Consider the following 13,837-nt stretch of genomic DNA (forward strand, 5'->3'; position numbering starts at 1 on the left):
CGTTACTGAATTATTGACGGAAAATAAGATACACGCGATGTCCTCATCCCCATACCGCAAAAAAGAGAATGGCAATTCCAACGAAGAGTCCGTCACCCTGACGGATGAAGTTGGGCGATCGCTCACTTGCAACATAGAATATTCTATGAACCTAGAAGGTCAAGAATACGCTTTGCTGCTTCCGATTGACTCACCCGTAGAAATTTTTACTTGGCAGGGAGACGATACCGATGAAGCAGCAATTCCTGTAGAAGACGAGACCGAAATTGACAAAATTTTTGATACAGCTAAAGTTGTCCTGCAAGAGCAGAACTTGACCCTTCGACGCACGGCGGTGACGCTGACTGTGGTTGGCGAATTGCCGGAATTTCCCGAAGAGGATATGGCATCCGATGTCGATCCGGATGAGGAGTCCGAGTTTGAGGAGCTGATGTGGCTGACCAGCTTCTACCACGAAGAACAGGAATATGCCATTTATACGCCTCTCGACCCGTTCTTTATCTTGGCTAGAATGAATGACGACGGCAAGCCAGAATTGCTCTCGGAAGAAGAGTTCCAAAGGCTGGAACCGATGTTGCCTATGCTGGAAGACCAGTTTTTTGACGAACTTGATTAGATATTAATTGCAGGCAGAAGGTCTGACGGCAAAAAGCAGAATTTTTTACTATTTTATAAAAAAGTAAACTGCTCGCTCGATCGAATTTTTTCGAGATTGTGCCTTCAGCCTTTACGCTCGGGCTTTTGAATTGGGCCGCGTGAATTGGGTCTTTTAAATGGCTTGTATCCGTAACTTTTCGGTCATCAATCGCAGGTCATCAGTCATTAGTCGCTAGTTAATCGCCACTTATCCAGGACAACGGACTATGAATAAAGAACAAATGACAACAGGCAGCGCGCGCGAGGGCCGAAAAGGTACTCCGCAAGTCTCTAAATGGTTGTTTTATCTGGCGTTGCTGCCGGCAATCTGGGGGATTTGCGCTTGGCAGGGCTGGGCTTGGTGGAGCTGGGCTTCGGCGCCGCCTAAAATAGCTGAAACGTCAACTTCCCCGGCAGAGGATGCTGCTGTTTCAATCCAAATCCCGGAGGGTACTCCCAGTCAAAAAATCGGCCGGGATTTAGAGGCCGCAGGGTTGATTCGATCGAGCTCGGCATGGAATATGTGGGCCCGCTGGCTGACTCTGCAAAACCGCGAGGGAGGTTTTCAAGCAGGAACTTACCAACTGTCGCCGACTCAGCCTCTGAGTGCAGTTGCTGACAAAATTTGGAAGGGCGAAGTCGTACAGCAGAGTTTCACGATTCCAGAAGGGTGGTCGCTGCAACAAATGAGCGCTTATTTTGAAGCGCAAGGTTTTTTCCCCGCTAAAGATTTTATTGCGGTGGCGAGTCAAGTTCCCTACGCCCAGTACCCTTGGCTGCCGAGCGGCTTACCTCATTTGGAAGGGTTTTTGTACCCGGATACTTATCAGCTAGACGGCGATGCAATTAGCCCGGAAGCTGTCATCAAGCAAATGCTCGGTCGTTTCGAGCAGTTGGCTTTGCCGATATATCAAAAGAATCAGAAGAATACTAAGCTGGATTTGAAAGAGTGGGTGACGCTGGCGAGTATTGTGGAAAAAGAGGCTGTAGTTGCTTCCGAGCGCAATCGCATTGCTGGAGTGTTTACCAGTCGCTTGAATAAAGGCATGAAGTTGGGTTCAGATCCGACTGTTGAATACGCCCTCGGCATCAGGCAAACCAAGGAAAAACCTCTGACTTTTAAGCAGGTGGAAACGCCTTCTCCCTACAATACTTATGTGAATGTAGGGCTGCCGCCAACTCCGATCGCATCTCCGGGAATAGCAAGTTTGGAGGCGACTCTGAATCCAGAAAATACAGAATACCTGTATTTTATGGCGCGGTATGACGGCACTCACATTTTTAGCCGCACGCAGGCGGAACACGATGCTGCTGTTGCTAAAGTTGACCAGCAGTTGCGATCGACCCAATAGATAGGTAATGACTAATACAAAAGTAAAAAGTCAAAAGTAAGACAGCAAAAGCAATAATTATTCACTTTTGATTTTTTACTTTTTTAATCTTTAACTTCCAATTTCTTATTTCTCAATCTAAAACCTAAAATCTAAAATCATTATGACTTGGGGTAAAATACTACAGCCTGACTTAGTTCTAGGCGATTCAGTCATGAAGTTAACGGCTGATATTCTGCAAAAATATAATATTAAAGGATTAGTTTTGGATGTGGACGAAACTCTCGTTCCCATTACAGCAATGAATGCTTCTCCTGAACTCACCTTGTGGGTGGAAGAAATAAAACCGGTGGTATCGCTGTGGTTGGCGAGCAATAATGTAAACCAGATTCGGATCGGTCGGATTGCTGAGTCTTTGAATCTACCTTACATCACGGGTGCTGCTAAGCCGTCGCGCCGCAAGTTGCGAAGGGCTATTAGTGCGATGAATTTGCCGGTGGAACAGGTGGCGATGGTGGGCGATCGACTTTTTACTGATGTTTTAGCTGGCAATCGTTTGGGTATGTTTACTATTTTAGTGGAACCCATGGTTGATGCTGGGTATGCGCTTCGCAAGTATCCGGTGCGCTCTTTTGAAGTTTGGATCTCTCAAGCTTTGGGGGCTTCTCTGAAAATTAAAGATTAAATTGGGCATAGGGCATAGGGCATAGGGCATAGGGCATTGGTAACTAATGACAACAAACAACAGTCAACAGTCAACAGTCAACAGTCAACAGTCAACAGTCAACAAACCAATGACTAAAACTATTGTTGTTAAAATAGGAACTTCGACGCTGACTCGATCGACTACGGGAAACTTAGCTCTTTCAACTATTGCTGCATTGGTCGAAATTTTAGCCGGTTTGCGGCAGCAAGGTCATCGAGTAGTTTTGGTTTCTTCGGGTGCGGTTGGGGTGGGCTGCGCGCGCTTGGGTTTGACGGAACGCCCGCGAAACATTGCTCTGAAACAGGCTGTGGCGGCCGTGGGCCAAGGGCGGCTGATGCGGGTGTACGATGACTTGTTTACTACTTTGCAACAGCCGATCGCTCAAGTATTGCTCACCAGGCGCGATTTAGTGCAGCGCAACGGTTATGTTAATGCTTACAATACTTTTCAGCAACTGCTCAGATTGGGCGTGATTCCGATCGTCAATGAAAACGATACAGTAGCCGTAGACGAGCTCAAATTTGGCGATAATGACACGCTTTCGGCGCTGGTGGCGAGTTTAGTAGAAGCAGATTGGTTGTTCGTGCTCACAGATGTCGATCGGCTGTATTCCGCCGATCCGCGCAGCAATCCCGACGCGCAGCCGATCGCCCTAGTCCAAAGTATGGCACAGCTCACAGAATTTCAGGTGCAAACAGGAGATTCCCGCAGCGGTTGGGGAACCGGCGGAATGGTGACAAAAATTGAAGCCGCGAGAATAGCAACTGCATCGGGAGTGCGCACCGTCATCACTGACGGCTGCTTTCCTGGTAATATCGAGAAAATACTCAACGGAGAGTCGATCGGTACTCAATTCGAGCCTCAACCGCGCCCTGTAAACGCTCGCAAGCACTGGATAGCTAACGTGCTAGTTCCGGCAGGAAAACTATATTTAGATGCGGGTGCTGTCAAGGCAATTTCCCACGGCGGAAAATCGCTTTTAGCTGCGGGGATTGCTCAAGTAGAAGGACAATTTCAAGCTGATGATTCCGTGCAGTTGTGCGACGCAACAGGCAAGCAAATTGCTAGAGGACTTGTGAATTATAGCAGTTTAGAATTGAGACAAATCCAGGGCTGCAAGTCCGATAAAATTGCTGAGATTTTAGGGTATGCGGGTGTAGAAACGGCGGTACACCGAGATAATTTAGTGATTGTTTAAACTGCTACATATCGAGACAGTCGATCGCGCAATGAGCGAATGCAGAAATTGAGGATACTTGCAGCACAGTATTGCAAGAATTTGTTTGGCTGTGTCGGAACAGCTCGTTCATCGCTTCTGTAAACACTTCAAATACATTTTTTGCTAATTCTAAAGCTGCTTGGCGTTCCGCATTAGTAAGGTTTATCTCTGCTAAAACTTGCAACATCTCTGGCGTGTTTAAAAGGTGATAATTTTCTAAACCCACATCACCTCCTCCAAAATAAACATATTCTTTTTGGGTAATTTGCTGTAATTCCATTACCACTGCTAGCGCCGCCTCAAAAAAAACTTTAGCCGTTCCTTCGAGGACTTCCATTAACACCAGTTTCTGAATGGGAGAGGCTTTCCAAGCGTAGCGTTTGAGCACTGAACACAGCGATCGCGTTTTTTTAGTTTCTTCACCCCAAAGCATTCTAAAATCACCATAAGTTATTGATTGGTTAAAGCCCAGTTCCTCTAGGTATTCTAGATAATCGTGCCAGTAATAGTTTTGGTTATAAGTATATTTATTAATTAGTTCCTGAACTTTGTTATCACTATAAGATTCTCGGATTACATATTTATTTAAATCGCTCAAGCTCACAGCCAAAGGAGCGAGAATAGGTGCAAAAATTAGTCTTTGCGGCAGGTAAATATTTCGATCGCCTAGAAATGCAAATAAGGGTAAGTCTGCAAATTCTTGCTTTTTTGTTTGAATAAACTCTAGAACTTCTTTCATAGCCTCGCACTCTCACTAAGTTGTTTAAACTGGGGTTCCACACCTGGCTTGATTATCGAGGTTTTGTAGGAAATATCTTTGTATTTGATATCATGTTTATTTGTGTTTGTAGTCAGGGCAAAGTGTGATTTGCATCATATTGTGTTCCACCATTAAATCGGGGTTGAGAAGCAGGGCACTCTTACCTACAGTTACTTGTGTGGCAATGAGTATAGATGACAATTTTCCATGACGAATTGCCTTTGGATGCGTTCTGGGTTAATCTATCTTTTGGATCAGTTAAGAAAATTATAGGAGTTAATCTTGGAACGGACTTTTTTAGCGATTAAGCCCGACGGCGTACAGCGCGGACTCGTCGGCGAAATTATCGGTCGTTTTGAAGCCAAAGGCTTTAAGCTAGTTGGCATGAAGCTAATCACGGCGAGTCGCGAACTTGCCGAACAGCATTATGGCGTACACAAAGAAAGACCCTTTTTTGCGGGACTGGTAGACTTCATTACTTCCGGGCCGATGGTGGCGATGGTGTGGGAAGGCGACGGCGTTGTGGCCTCGGCGAGGAAAATGATTGGCGCAACAAATCCTCTGAATTCAGAACCGGGGACAATTCGCGGCGATTTGGCTGTGAATGTCGGCCGCAATATTATTCACGGTTCAGATGCTGTGGAAACTGCCCGTGATGAAATTAGCCTTTGGTTCAAGGAAGAAGAATTGAGTGCTTGGACACCTTGTTTAACTCCTTGGATTGTGGAGTAGTTTTGATATTCTCCCGATTGATTAATCGGGAGATATAATACTTATCGCCCTCTTCGCCAGATTTCTCGCCCGTTGAGCATTTATGGTCAAAACTTAAAATTATTCTCAGTTCTATCAACACGACAAATTATCAACAATTAGGAAAAGCGATAGAATTTGAGATTTTTTATGGTTACCAGGATATTCCTGGTAACGAGAAGAAAAAACGTTAATCGGAACTTAAAAACTCCAAATAATTATCAGTCAATTCTTTGACTGCTAATTCGTAAAACTGCTGACCGTGTTCGGGGGTTGCTAAGCCTGGATTTGAACCCATTCTACCGTCGGGAAATCGGCGGCGGAAATCAGCAGCACCGTAAATTTTGTACCCGGAAGCGACTTCTTCCGAAAGCGGAGCTTGCTTGATTGCTTCTGGATAAAGGTACTGGGTTAAGGCGATTTCGCTGGGGGTGGCGTGGGAGCCTTCTTGGTTTCCGTACAATTCTTTTGCTAGTTTGTAGACTGAACCGCACATGAACCAGTTGCCGATTTGACACTGGATTCGATCGGCATTCGGTAAATTCACGTCTGACAAATGCGCGTAAGTCTCGGAAAATGCTGCTTTCATCGTGGCAATGTTGCCGCCGTGACCGTTAATGAAAAAATATTTTACGAATCCGGCTTTTGCCAAAGATGTAATATAATCCCTGATTACGAGTATTAGCGTCTGCGGTCGGAGGGTGATTGTGCCGGGAAAGCTGGTGTGGTGCAAAGCCATCCCTACATTAATTGTCGGGCCGATTAAGGCATTGGCAGCTTCGCCGACACCGCGGGCGATCGCACTCGCTGCAATGGCGTCAGTGCCGATCAAGCCGGTGGGCCCGTGCTGTTCGGTGGAGCCGATCGGGATAATTATGCCTCGGGAGCTATCGAGATAAGCTTCTACCTCGGGCCAGGTACTCAAATGCAGCAACATGATAGGGAGTCTACAGAATTTTTACTTGCTATAGTCGATCGTAGCGGGCACGGGAAAAAAAGGACTCTGGGCCAACTTATTATTGTATTCTTAAAAAAACCTTTACAGTGCGAGCGCAACTTTACATTTATATTACTTAACCTTAATAATTTAACCAATTGATTACCCAAACTTTACCTTTTAATAACCTTTTAAGAGTAGTATAACAAACATCTCCCTATAGATTGGGTGTTACCTGGTCGATTAACAGCGGGCAATGTTTTATGAAATTAACACCGACCCCTAAAAATGACCAGACTTCTGAGGCCAGGACGCAGGCAGACAGCGGGGCTCCGGCAACTGCTCTACGGTTGTATTCCTTGCACGAGCAAGTAGCAAAGGTCGAGCGCGTGTCTGTGGGATGGACTGGAGAAGGATTCTAAGCGATCGAACATATCGCGATCGTACAAGCGATCGCAGCGCGAGAGTGCCTCAGCTACCGAACAAGGCCCCTCTCGCTAGCCATATACAAACATAACTCCCACGGATATTTATGTCTTCTGCTGAATTAAGCGAAAGTCCTTCGAGGTTGGCTGTTGGACAAGCCGGCCGCATCTTGTTATTGGAAGGTGAAGACCTGTTGCGGGAAATGCTAGCTTTAGCCCTTAAAGAACAGGGCTACGAGGTGGTGGTTACTAGCGACGGGCGCAACGCTCTGCCTTCTGTACAGGCTTCTTCTTCATACCACGGTGAATTTGCCTTTAACCTGTTAATTATGGATTCAATTAACGGTTTGGATCTGTGTCGAATGTTACGGCATCAAGGAAATCCCGTCCCTATTTTGATTATCGGTGCTAGAGGAAGTGCCAACAATTGCGCTTTTTACTTAGAAGCCGGATCGGATGATTATCTGACCAAGCCTTTTGGAATGCGGGAGTTTATCGCTCGGTGTCGGGCGCTGATGCGGCGCCAGCGCCTCGGTCAGTTGCCGCAACCCGTGAGCCTGCAATATAAGAGCATAACTCTGTATCCTGAAGAGTGCCGGGTGTTGGTTCGCGGTGTGGAAGTGAAATTTTCTCCAAAACAGTTTCGCTTACTAGAACTATTTATGAGTAATCCCCGGCGAGTTTGGTCTCGCGATCATTTGCTGGAAAAAATTTGGGGTCAAGATTTTATCGGAGACAGCAAAACAGTTGACGTGCACATCCGCTGGCTGCGCGAAAAGTTAGAAATCGATCCGGGCAAACCGGAATATATCATTACGGTACGCGGGTTCGGCTATCGATTTGGTTAATTTTTTAAATGCGTGGTAGGGTGGCAAGTTGCAGTCAAATAGACGTAGGGACACAACATTGTTGTGTCCTTATTGGTCTGTGTAGGGCTTGGTGAATAAAAGCAGAAGGCTGGTCAGATAAAAGTTTTAATCTTGTTTTGACCTAGCAAGTGCAAGTTATAGCATAAGCGAGGTTCAAAACCCTTGCACTTGCGTGGTTCGTCGCTGGGTAAATTTGAGAAATAAGCGACGAACCTACTATTTTTAAAGTTGTGTGGCGCGAGCTTTTTCGCTAAGTAGCCACGTTCGCCTAAAAAGAAAAAACCACCTTTGATTGTGGACTCGCGCCACCGTCACCTTTCTACAGCAAGACTTTTAGACCAGGCTCGGCAGTCACTTCCGATCGGGCTGGCATTGCGCACCCAGTGCTCTCTAAGCCGATGATGAAGGACTTGCATTCCTGGCTGCAAACCGTAACTCAAAACTCCCCTGTCCACTCCCAACAGTGAAGTTTCCAGCAATCTCCTGCAACCGCAACAGCCGCCACCATATCTGAACAGGGAATTAATTCAATTAAAGACCATCTTGAGGCTTCTTCAGGGTTTTCTTCAACATTTAACAGCGCTGCTGGTTCTCCTGGTGCGAGGGTGACATCAAACTGATTCAGGGGAATAGAAAGTCCTTTACCGACTGCTTTAATGTAGGCTTCTTTGCGAGTCCAGCAGGTGAAAAAAGCTTTGGCTTGGAGATGTTCGGGGAGCGCTCGCAGCACTGAGCTTTCTAAAGGTGAAAAAAACTTTTCAGCAATATCCAGATAAGAAAAATTGGGATTTATGCCTTCAATATCGACACCAATATCTCGATTTTTGGTAATAGCAATTAGAGCCATTCCGCCAGAGTGAGACAAATTGAAACGCAGGGTATTTCCACCTTGGGCGGCGATGAGAGAGGGTTTGCCGTAAGGATTGTAGTCAAAGCGCAAAATGTGAGAATTTATGTTAAGATAGCGACTCAAAATCGATCTCAGCGCGCCACGACTTACAATAAATTGCGATCGACCTTTGGGAAACACAAAACGATCGGCTTTAGTCCGCTCGTCGGTAGAGAGAGTCTGTTGTAAACTCTGCAAGCAAGATTCTGTTTGAGCCAGAGAGACGCGCCAAACATGAATTTCGCCCACATCTAATGTCAAGTCGAGCGGTGGGGAATTCCACGAATCAAAAGCAGTAATCATGTATTTATCTTCTCTTATGACTCACCTCATGCAGCATTCCCAGAAACAGGCAAGATGCTTGTTATACTTTGAGCAACAGGCAAGATGCTTGTTATACTTTTAGAAACAGGCAAGATGCCTGTTCTACAACAGATGAATTGCAATCCCAAATGTTAACAAATCCAGGTTTGTACAACTTTTCCTGCAATTTTTTGTCCCAACCAAGGCGTATTTGCCGATCGCGACTTCAGACTGTGCCCCTCAACAGTCCAACTCATTTGCGGATCGAACAGAATCAGATCGGCAGAGACTCCCGGTGCAACCGTGGGGGGGGTTTGTCCGAGACAAACGGCCGGGCCTGCGCTCAAAACTCGCCACAGTTCTAAAGCCGAAAATTCGCCTGTTTCTATCAGTCCGTGCCATAGCAAAGGCAAAGCTAATTCCAAGCCGATCGCCCCGGGCGGACTATCAGCAAAAGCCACAGTTTTCTCCTCATAAGTATGCGGGTTGTGGTCGATCGCGATCGCATCAATTACGCCATCTTTCACAGCTTGAATCAGCGCTAATTGGTCGCTGAGATTGCCCAGCGGCGGTTCTAGGCGTAAATTCGGATCGTAGGCGAACAAAGCAGTCAAAGCATTTTTCCCGCCGGAATCTTTAGAGTTTCCTGAAATTGCCCCGACATTCAACAGCAAGTGCATCCAAGTCACACTCGCAGTCACCGGCAAACCCCGCGCCTTCGCATCTCGAATCAATTCCACGCTGCGCGCCGTAGAAACGCGCATAATGTGTACCGGAGTGCCCGCAGATGCCACCAACTCCAGGATTGCCGCCAAAGCCGAAGTTTCCGCACTCGCCGGAATTCCCGGTAAACCCAAGCGCACCGACACCGCACCCTCCCTCACCGCGCCATTTCCTGCCAAAGTTCGATCGCACGGCCACAAAGCCACAGACTTGCCCAAAGGCTTGATATACTCCAGCAAACGCCTCACCAGAGCCGGATTAGACAGCGGCAAACCGTCCGCAAAACCCACCACCGCAGAGGAGGCCAGCTCGCCCAACTCGGCCATCTGCTGCCCTTTAACGCCCGCTGTCAGCGCGCCCCAAAAATACAAGCGGGGCCGTCCGGGCGACAAACTGCCGATATGTTGCTGCAACAAAGCTAAACCGGCCAAATTGTCAACAGGTGGCGAGGTATCCGGCAAAATCGCCACTCGCGTAAAACCCCCAGCCGCCGCAGCCTGCATCAAAGATTCCAGCGTTTCCCGATCCTCAAAACCCGGTTCTCCGCTGTGACTGTAGATATCAGTTAACCCCGGCCCCAAAATCAGTCCCCGGCAATCCCGCACTTCCGTGTCAGCGGGAAACTCAGCAATTTTTTCCTCGACTGTTTTGATATCACCTTCAGCAATCAGAATATCAGCGATGCGATCGCTCCCTGAAACTGGATCTAGCACTCGTACATTTTGTAGCAGTTCGCGGCTCATATAGCAGAAGGAAGAAGGAAGTTCGGCAACGGATTATGTAACGGATGTAACGGATGTCAGGAAGAAGGAAGAAGCAATCCACCGCATTAGTTTCAGGAATTAAGAAATTCCTAAGCGTCGGGCGCGGTTGTTATCAAAATTCAAACATTTTTCAGGCGGGCAAAGCGTAGCGGTGGGTGTTCCTTCCGCTACGGGTTCGCGCTGAACACTTTACTAATTACAGTGCTCCTGCGGCTGTTTGGTCAAAAACGCCGCCGCTCAAATGAGTTGTGACATTCATCGCTTGTAATACCGGCAAACCATCGGGGCCGTGGGGATAATCAATCACGCTCACGGCTCCGTTTCCTTGTTTGAATTTCCAGAAATGTTCGGGTTCCAAACCGAATAGGTGGCAGAGAATTGCTTTGTTAATGGCATCGTGAGCAACGACAATTCCAGTACCGGAAACTGATTGTACGATTTCTCGCCAAGATGCGATCGCCCGAGTCCAAACGTGCTGCAAATTCTCTCCTTCCGGCATTTGCACTGTTTCAGGAGATGTTTTCCATTCCTCCAGCAAACCCGGATAGGATTGTTCTATTTCTGATTCAAATTTTCCTTCCCAAAGCCCGTGGCTGATTTCTCTCAACTCGTCGCGCAGTTCCAGTTGCAAACCGCCGTGATATTTGAGAATAATTTCCGCAGTTTCTTTCGGGCGCAGCATCGAACTGCTGATCGCAAAATCTAATTTTACATCCTTGAGAAATTCTGCCGCCCGCCGGGATTGTTCGCGACCGTTATCGTTGAGAGGCACGTCAATTTGCCCCTGAAATTTACCTGCTTTATTCCAGTCGGTTTCGCCGTGACGTACCAGCAACAAGCGCGGGCCTCGGTGTCCGTCCCTCGGTTTGGGAAAAATTTCCCCGGTATGGGAAGTTAAATTCAGCGATTCTAATTGAACTGCAACTTTCTTTTTTGGCTGTCCTTGCTCGTCGTTAGTAACAGGGGAAGGACCAAAATTAATGACGCTAATTCCGCAATTTGACTGTTGAATTGATTGATAGTAATCCGGGGTAATTTCCGACGCGGTGGCGATGAGAGCGCGGTTGATTCCGTTGTGACCTACTACTAGAATTGTGCCGTGCTGGTGGCGCGATAAAAGTTCTTGCCAAAAATGACGGGCGTTAGCAAAAATTGCCAATACGGGAAAGTGTTCGATGTCTCCGTCAGCAGATGGCAGTTTCATGGAAAATTTGTCTGGCTGTCTTTGCCACTGCTGATATGCTTCGGGGAATTTGTCGATCGCATCTTGGCGCAACATTCCTTCCCACAGAGGCAAATCGATTTCCATCAAATTATCAGTTGGCTCGAGTTGTGGCGGATTTGTCAAGCGCGACAGGATAATTTCCGCTGTTTCTTTGGCTCGTTGCAGGGGACTGGTATAGGCGGCATCAAAGGCGATACTGCTGAGTGTGTCGCCTACTTGCAGGGCGGCGCTGCGGCCTGCTTCTGTCAAAATCGATTTATCCAGGCGGCCTTGGATGCGGCGTTCTTGATTGTAGGTGCTTTTGCCGTGACGGACTAAGATAATGCGAGTCATTCGATTTTAGATTTTAGATTTTAGATTTTAGATTTAGCCTGCTACCCCGCTGCGGGTGCGCAGTGCGCACCTTACCCATACATGGCGGGTCAAGGATTTGTGGCGTAAGTCTTGTTGAGGCGAGTCAAAAAGATGAGCCAGTGAAATTTTACCAGTTGTCGGGATACTCTCGTCTGCAACGACCTATGATTAAAGACGGAAAAGATTTAGCCACGGATTCGCGCGGGACGGAAAAGCAGGAATGACATTGAAGCGGGTGATTTTAGGTATTTTAACGGCGATCGCGATCGCCCTGGTCGGTTTATCTTTAGTTGCTAGTTGGAACCAGCCACAAATTCAAAGTCGGCTGGAACTCTACCAGACAAATTTGCTGCTTCACGCCTCCGAGTGGCAAGGAGAAAATAATCAGAGTGCTAATTTAAGTTCGGCGCGCAACAATATTGTCGGTGCAGATCCTTTAAATACGGCTTTGACGCAATATCAAGAAGCGCGAGACTCGACTCGCAAAACTCTCGAAACAACTCAAGCACAATTTAAAGAAATTCAGTCGCCCGTGGCCTCCAAGTCTGCTGATAATACTCTTAATTTGGCTCAAAACAAGGCTTTGTCAGAGTCCATCGAGCAACAGTCAGTGCTGCTAAACGAACTTGACTTGCGCTTAGGAATCTTGCAGGCAAGCAGCGGCAAAACTCAGGCGGCGATCCAAACTTGGAAAAATTTAGTTGAGCGGTACAACACTCAAATTGATTACGACCCTTCGGCGGTCACTGCTAAAGTTTTAACGGGAATTTGGAGCAATCCGGCTCAACTGCTGCCGGATGCCGAGCAGAACATTAAAAAGTCTTTGGATGGCTGGTTTCGCTATCGCGCTCTCGCTCAACTTTACAAGCTGCAAGAACGTTCTAAAGAGCTGTTGGCGCTGCAAGCAGCAGAGCAAGCAACGGCTGAGCAAGCTGTAGAAAAGTTGGCAATTATAGTGGGCGTTCCGGCGATCGCACTTTGTATTGGTACGGTTTTGCTGGTTGGTTTGACCGTGCAGTGGCTGTTGCAGCGGAAGCAGTTAGATACAGCAGGTTCCGGCCCGCTGTTGGCGCGAAATGCGAGCTTGACTTGGGATGTGCCTTGGGACGGCGAGATTGTTTGGCAGGTCCTGGTTGTCGGCTTTTTCTTTGTCGGGCAAATCTTGATTCCCTATTTGTTGCTGCCGGTTTCTCTGGCTGTTTTAAAACTCAATCCTGCTACTTTTGACCCGCGCAACAAGGCTTTTTATATCTTTGCGACTTATTTGTTGCTGTCGGCTGGGGGGCTTTCGGTACTGTATTTTTCGGTCAAGTCTTTTTTGCCTTTGCCGGAAGGTTGGTTTCGGATTAATTGGCGGGGAAATTGGTTTTTGTGGGGTTTTGGCGGCTATTTTGTTGCTTTGCCTTTGGTAGTTTTGGTGTCGCTGATAAATCAGCAATTCTGGCAGGGACAAGGTGGCAGCAATCCGATTTTGCCGATCGTTCTCGAAGGTAGGGACAACGTGGCTTTGGCGGTGTTTTTCGGCACTGCTGCGATCGCCGCTCCGGTTTTTGAGGAAATCGTGTTTCGGGGCTTTCTGCTGCCTTCTCTGACTCGCTATTTGCCTGTTTGGGGGGCGATCGCAGGTTCTGCTTTCTTGTTTGCCGTGGCTCACTTGAATGTGTCTGAGATTCTGCCTTTGGCGACTTTGGGTGCGGTTTTGGGGTTTGTGTACACCCGATCGCGCAATCTCCTCGCTCCCATGCTTCTCCACAGTCTTTGGAACAGCGGTACTCTCCTGAGTCTGTTTCTTTTGGGCGGCGGCGCGAGTTAATTCGGGCGGTTGTTAATAATTGTGAATTAACGTTGTTTTTTTGACAGTTTTCGTGAGGGCGATCGACAAGGGCAAAAACAGCAGTAGGGTGCTCGGTGCGCCCCTAATATCTAGTTCGGTAAAATAATCCGAA

General features: G+C 47.4%; 13 protein-coding genes. 8 read left to right on the forward strand and 5 right to left on the reverse strand.

Annotated elements, in window-relative coordinates; translation table 11 throughout:
* Window positions 1-37: 37 nt before the first annotated feature.
* From QUA13_RS05820 to proB, 4 genes are all read left to right on the forward strand, one after another.
* Entirely contained in the window at window positions 38-616 is a 579-nt protein-coding gene (locus QUA13_RS05820) for a DUF3727 domain-containing protein (RefSeq protein ID WP_172188895.1), read from the forward strand.
* Window positions 617-863: 247 nt separating this feature from the next.
* The gene (gene mltG, locus QUA13_RS05825) at window positions 864-1,988 is read left to right on the forward strand and encodes an endolytic transglycosylase MltG (protein ID WP_333197334.1); all 1,125 of its coding nucleotides are present in this window, start codon (window positions 864-866) and stop codon (window positions 1,986-1,988) included.
* Between the two features lie 142 nt (window positions 1,989-2,130).
* On the forward strand, window positions 2,131-2,652 hold the full coding sequence (locus tag QUA13_RS05830) for a YqeG family HAD IIIA-type phosphatase (protein WP_333197336.1): 522 nt from the start codon (window positions 2,131-2,133) through the stop codon (window positions 2,650-2,652).
* Between the two features lie 109 nt (window positions 2,653-2,761).
* Window positions 2,762-3,871: a glutamate 5-kinase gene (proB, locus tag QUA13_RS05835; RefSeq protein WP_172188901.1), complete on the forward strand. Its 1,110-nt coding sequence runs from the start codon at window positions 2,762-2,764 to the stop codon at window positions 3,869-3,871.
* A 4-nt stretch (window positions 3,872-3,875) separates the two neighbouring features.
* Here the strand turns inward: proB and QUA13_RS05840 are convergent, their stop codons facing one another.
* Window positions 3,876-4,631 carry a hypothetical protein gene (locus QUA13_RS05840; protein ID WP_333197338.1) on the reverse strand — a complete coding sequence of 252 codons (756 nt, stop codon included), beginning with the start codon at window positions 4,629-4,631 and terminating at the stop codon, window positions 3,876-3,878.
* Window positions 4,632-4,934: 303 nt separating this feature from the next.
* On the opposite strand from QUA13_RS05840, the gene ndk reads away from it, so the two are divergent.
* Window positions 4,935-5,384 (forward strand): nucleoside-diphosphate kinase, encoded by a 450-nt coding sequence (gene ndk / locus QUA13_RS05845; RefSeq protein WP_333190817.1) that lies wholly within the window; start codon window positions 4,935-4,937, stop codon window positions 5,382-5,384.
* A gap of 208 nt (window positions 5,385-5,592) precedes the next feature.
* Here the strand turns inward: ndk and QUA13_RS05850 are convergent, their stop codons facing one another.
* Complete coding sequence (locus QUA13_RS05850) at window positions 5,593-6,339, reverse strand: creatininase family protein (protein ID WP_333197339.1); 747 nt, start codon at window positions 6,337-6,339, stop codon at window positions 5,593-5,595.
* Between the two features lie 263 nt (window positions 6,340-6,602).
* Here QUA13_RS05850 and QUA13_RS05855 point away from each other — a divergent pair, with 263 nt between their 5' ends.
* Both QUA13_RS05855 and QUA13_RS05860 read left to right on the forward strand, forming a co-directional pair.
* Window positions 6,603-6,761, forward strand: coding sequence for a hypothetical protein (locus QUA13_RS05855; RefSeq protein ID WP_333197341.1), 159 nt, complete (start codon window positions 6,603-6,605; stop codon window positions 6,759-6,761).
* 110 nt (window positions 6,762-6,871) lie between these two features.
* The gene (locus QUA13_RS05860) at window positions 6,872-7,612 is read left to right on the forward strand and encodes a response regulator transcription factor (protein ID WP_333190814.1); all 741 of its coding nucleotides are present in this window, start codon (window positions 6,872-6,874) and stop codon (window positions 7,610-7,612) included.
* Between the two features lie 457 nt (window positions 7,613-8,069).
* On the opposite strand, the gene QUA13_RS05865 is transcribed toward QUA13_RS05860, so the two are convergent.
* From QUA13_RS05865 to QUA13_RS05875, 3 genes are all read right to left on the reverse strand, one after another.
* Window positions 8,070-8,825, reverse strand: a complete 756-nt coding sequence (locus QUA13_RS05865) for a 4'-phosphopantetheinyl transferase superfamily protein (RefSeq protein ID WP_333197342.1) — start codon at window positions 8,823-8,825, stop codon at window positions 8,070-8,072.
* A 152-nt stretch (window positions 8,826-8,977) separates the two neighbouring features.
* Entirely contained in the window at window positions 8,978-10,291 is a 1,314-nt protein-coding gene (locus QUA13_RS05870) for a dihydroorotase (protein ID WP_333197344.1), read from the reverse strand.
* Window positions 10,292-10,508: 217 nt separating this feature from the next.
* The gene (locus tag QUA13_RS05875; protein ID WP_333197345.1) at window positions 10,509-11,870 is read right to left on the reverse strand and encodes a histidine phosphatase family protein; all 1,362 of its coding nucleotides are present in this window, start codon (window positions 11,868-11,870) and stop codon (window positions 10,509-10,511) included.
* Window positions 11,871-12,111: 241 nt separating this feature from the next.
* Between QUA13_RS05875 and QUA13_RS05880 the strand changes: the two genes are divergently transcribed.
* Window positions 12,112-13,704: a type II CAAX endopeptidase family protein gene (locus QUA13_RS05880; protein WP_333197346.1), complete on the forward strand. Its 1,593-nt coding sequence runs from the start codon at window positions 12,112-12,114 to the stop codon at window positions 13,702-13,704.
* Window positions 13,705-13,837: the final 133 nt, after the last annotated feature.

It is taken from the genome of Microcoleus sp. S28C3 (assembly GCF_036700785.1).
GTDB classification, from domain to species: domain Bacteria; phylum Cyanobacteriota; class Cyanobacteriia; order Cyanobacteriales; family Microcoleaceae; genus Microcoleus; species Microcoleus asticus.

Coding starts and splice junctions, on each gene's coding strand:
- QUA13_RS05820 (WP_172188895.1), top strand. CDS start 38: ATGTCCTCATCCCCATACCGCAAAAAAGAGAATGGCAATTCCAACGAA.
- mltG (WP_333197334.1), top strand. CDS start 864: ATGAATAAAGAACAAATGACAACAGGCAGCGCGCGCGAGGGCCGAAAA.
- QUA13_RS05830 (WP_333197336.1), top strand. CDS start 2,131: ATGACTTGGGGTAAAATACTACAGCCTGACTTAGTTCTAGGCGATTCA.
- proB (WP_172188901.1), top strand. CDS start 2,762: ATGACTAAAACTATTGTTGTTAAAATAGGAACTTCGACGCTGACTCGA.
- QUA13_RS05840 (WP_333197338.1), bottom strand. CDS start 4,631: ATGAAAGAAGTTCTAGAGTTTATTCAAACAAAAAAGCAAGAATTTGCA.
- QUA13_RS05850 (WP_333197339.1), bottom strand. CDS start 6,339: ATGTTGCTGCATTTGAGTACCTGGCCCGAGGTAGAAGCTTATCTCGAT.
- QUA13_RS05855 (WP_333197341.1), top strand. CDS start 6,603: ATGAAATTAACACCGACCCCTAAAAATGACCAGACTTCTGAGGCCAGG.
- QUA13_RS05860 (WP_333190814.1), top strand. CDS start 6,872: ATGTCTTCTGCTGAATTAAGCGAAAGTCCTTCGAGGTTGGCTGTTGGA.
- QUA13_RS05865 (WP_333197342.1), bottom strand. CDS start 8,825: ATGATTACTGCTTTTGATTCGTGGAATTCCCCACCGCTCGACTTGACA.
- QUA13_RS05870 (WP_333197344.1), bottom strand. CDS start 10,291: ATGAGCCGCGAACTGCTACAAAATGTACGAGTGCTAGATCCAGTTTCA.
- QUA13_RS05875 (WP_333197345.1), bottom strand. CDS start 11,870: ATGACTCGCATTATCTTAGTCCGTCACGGCAAAAGCACCTACAATCAA.
- QUA13_RS05880 (WP_333197346.1), top strand. CDS start 12,112: ATGACATTGAAGCGGGTGATTTTAGGTATTTTAACGGCGATCGCGATC.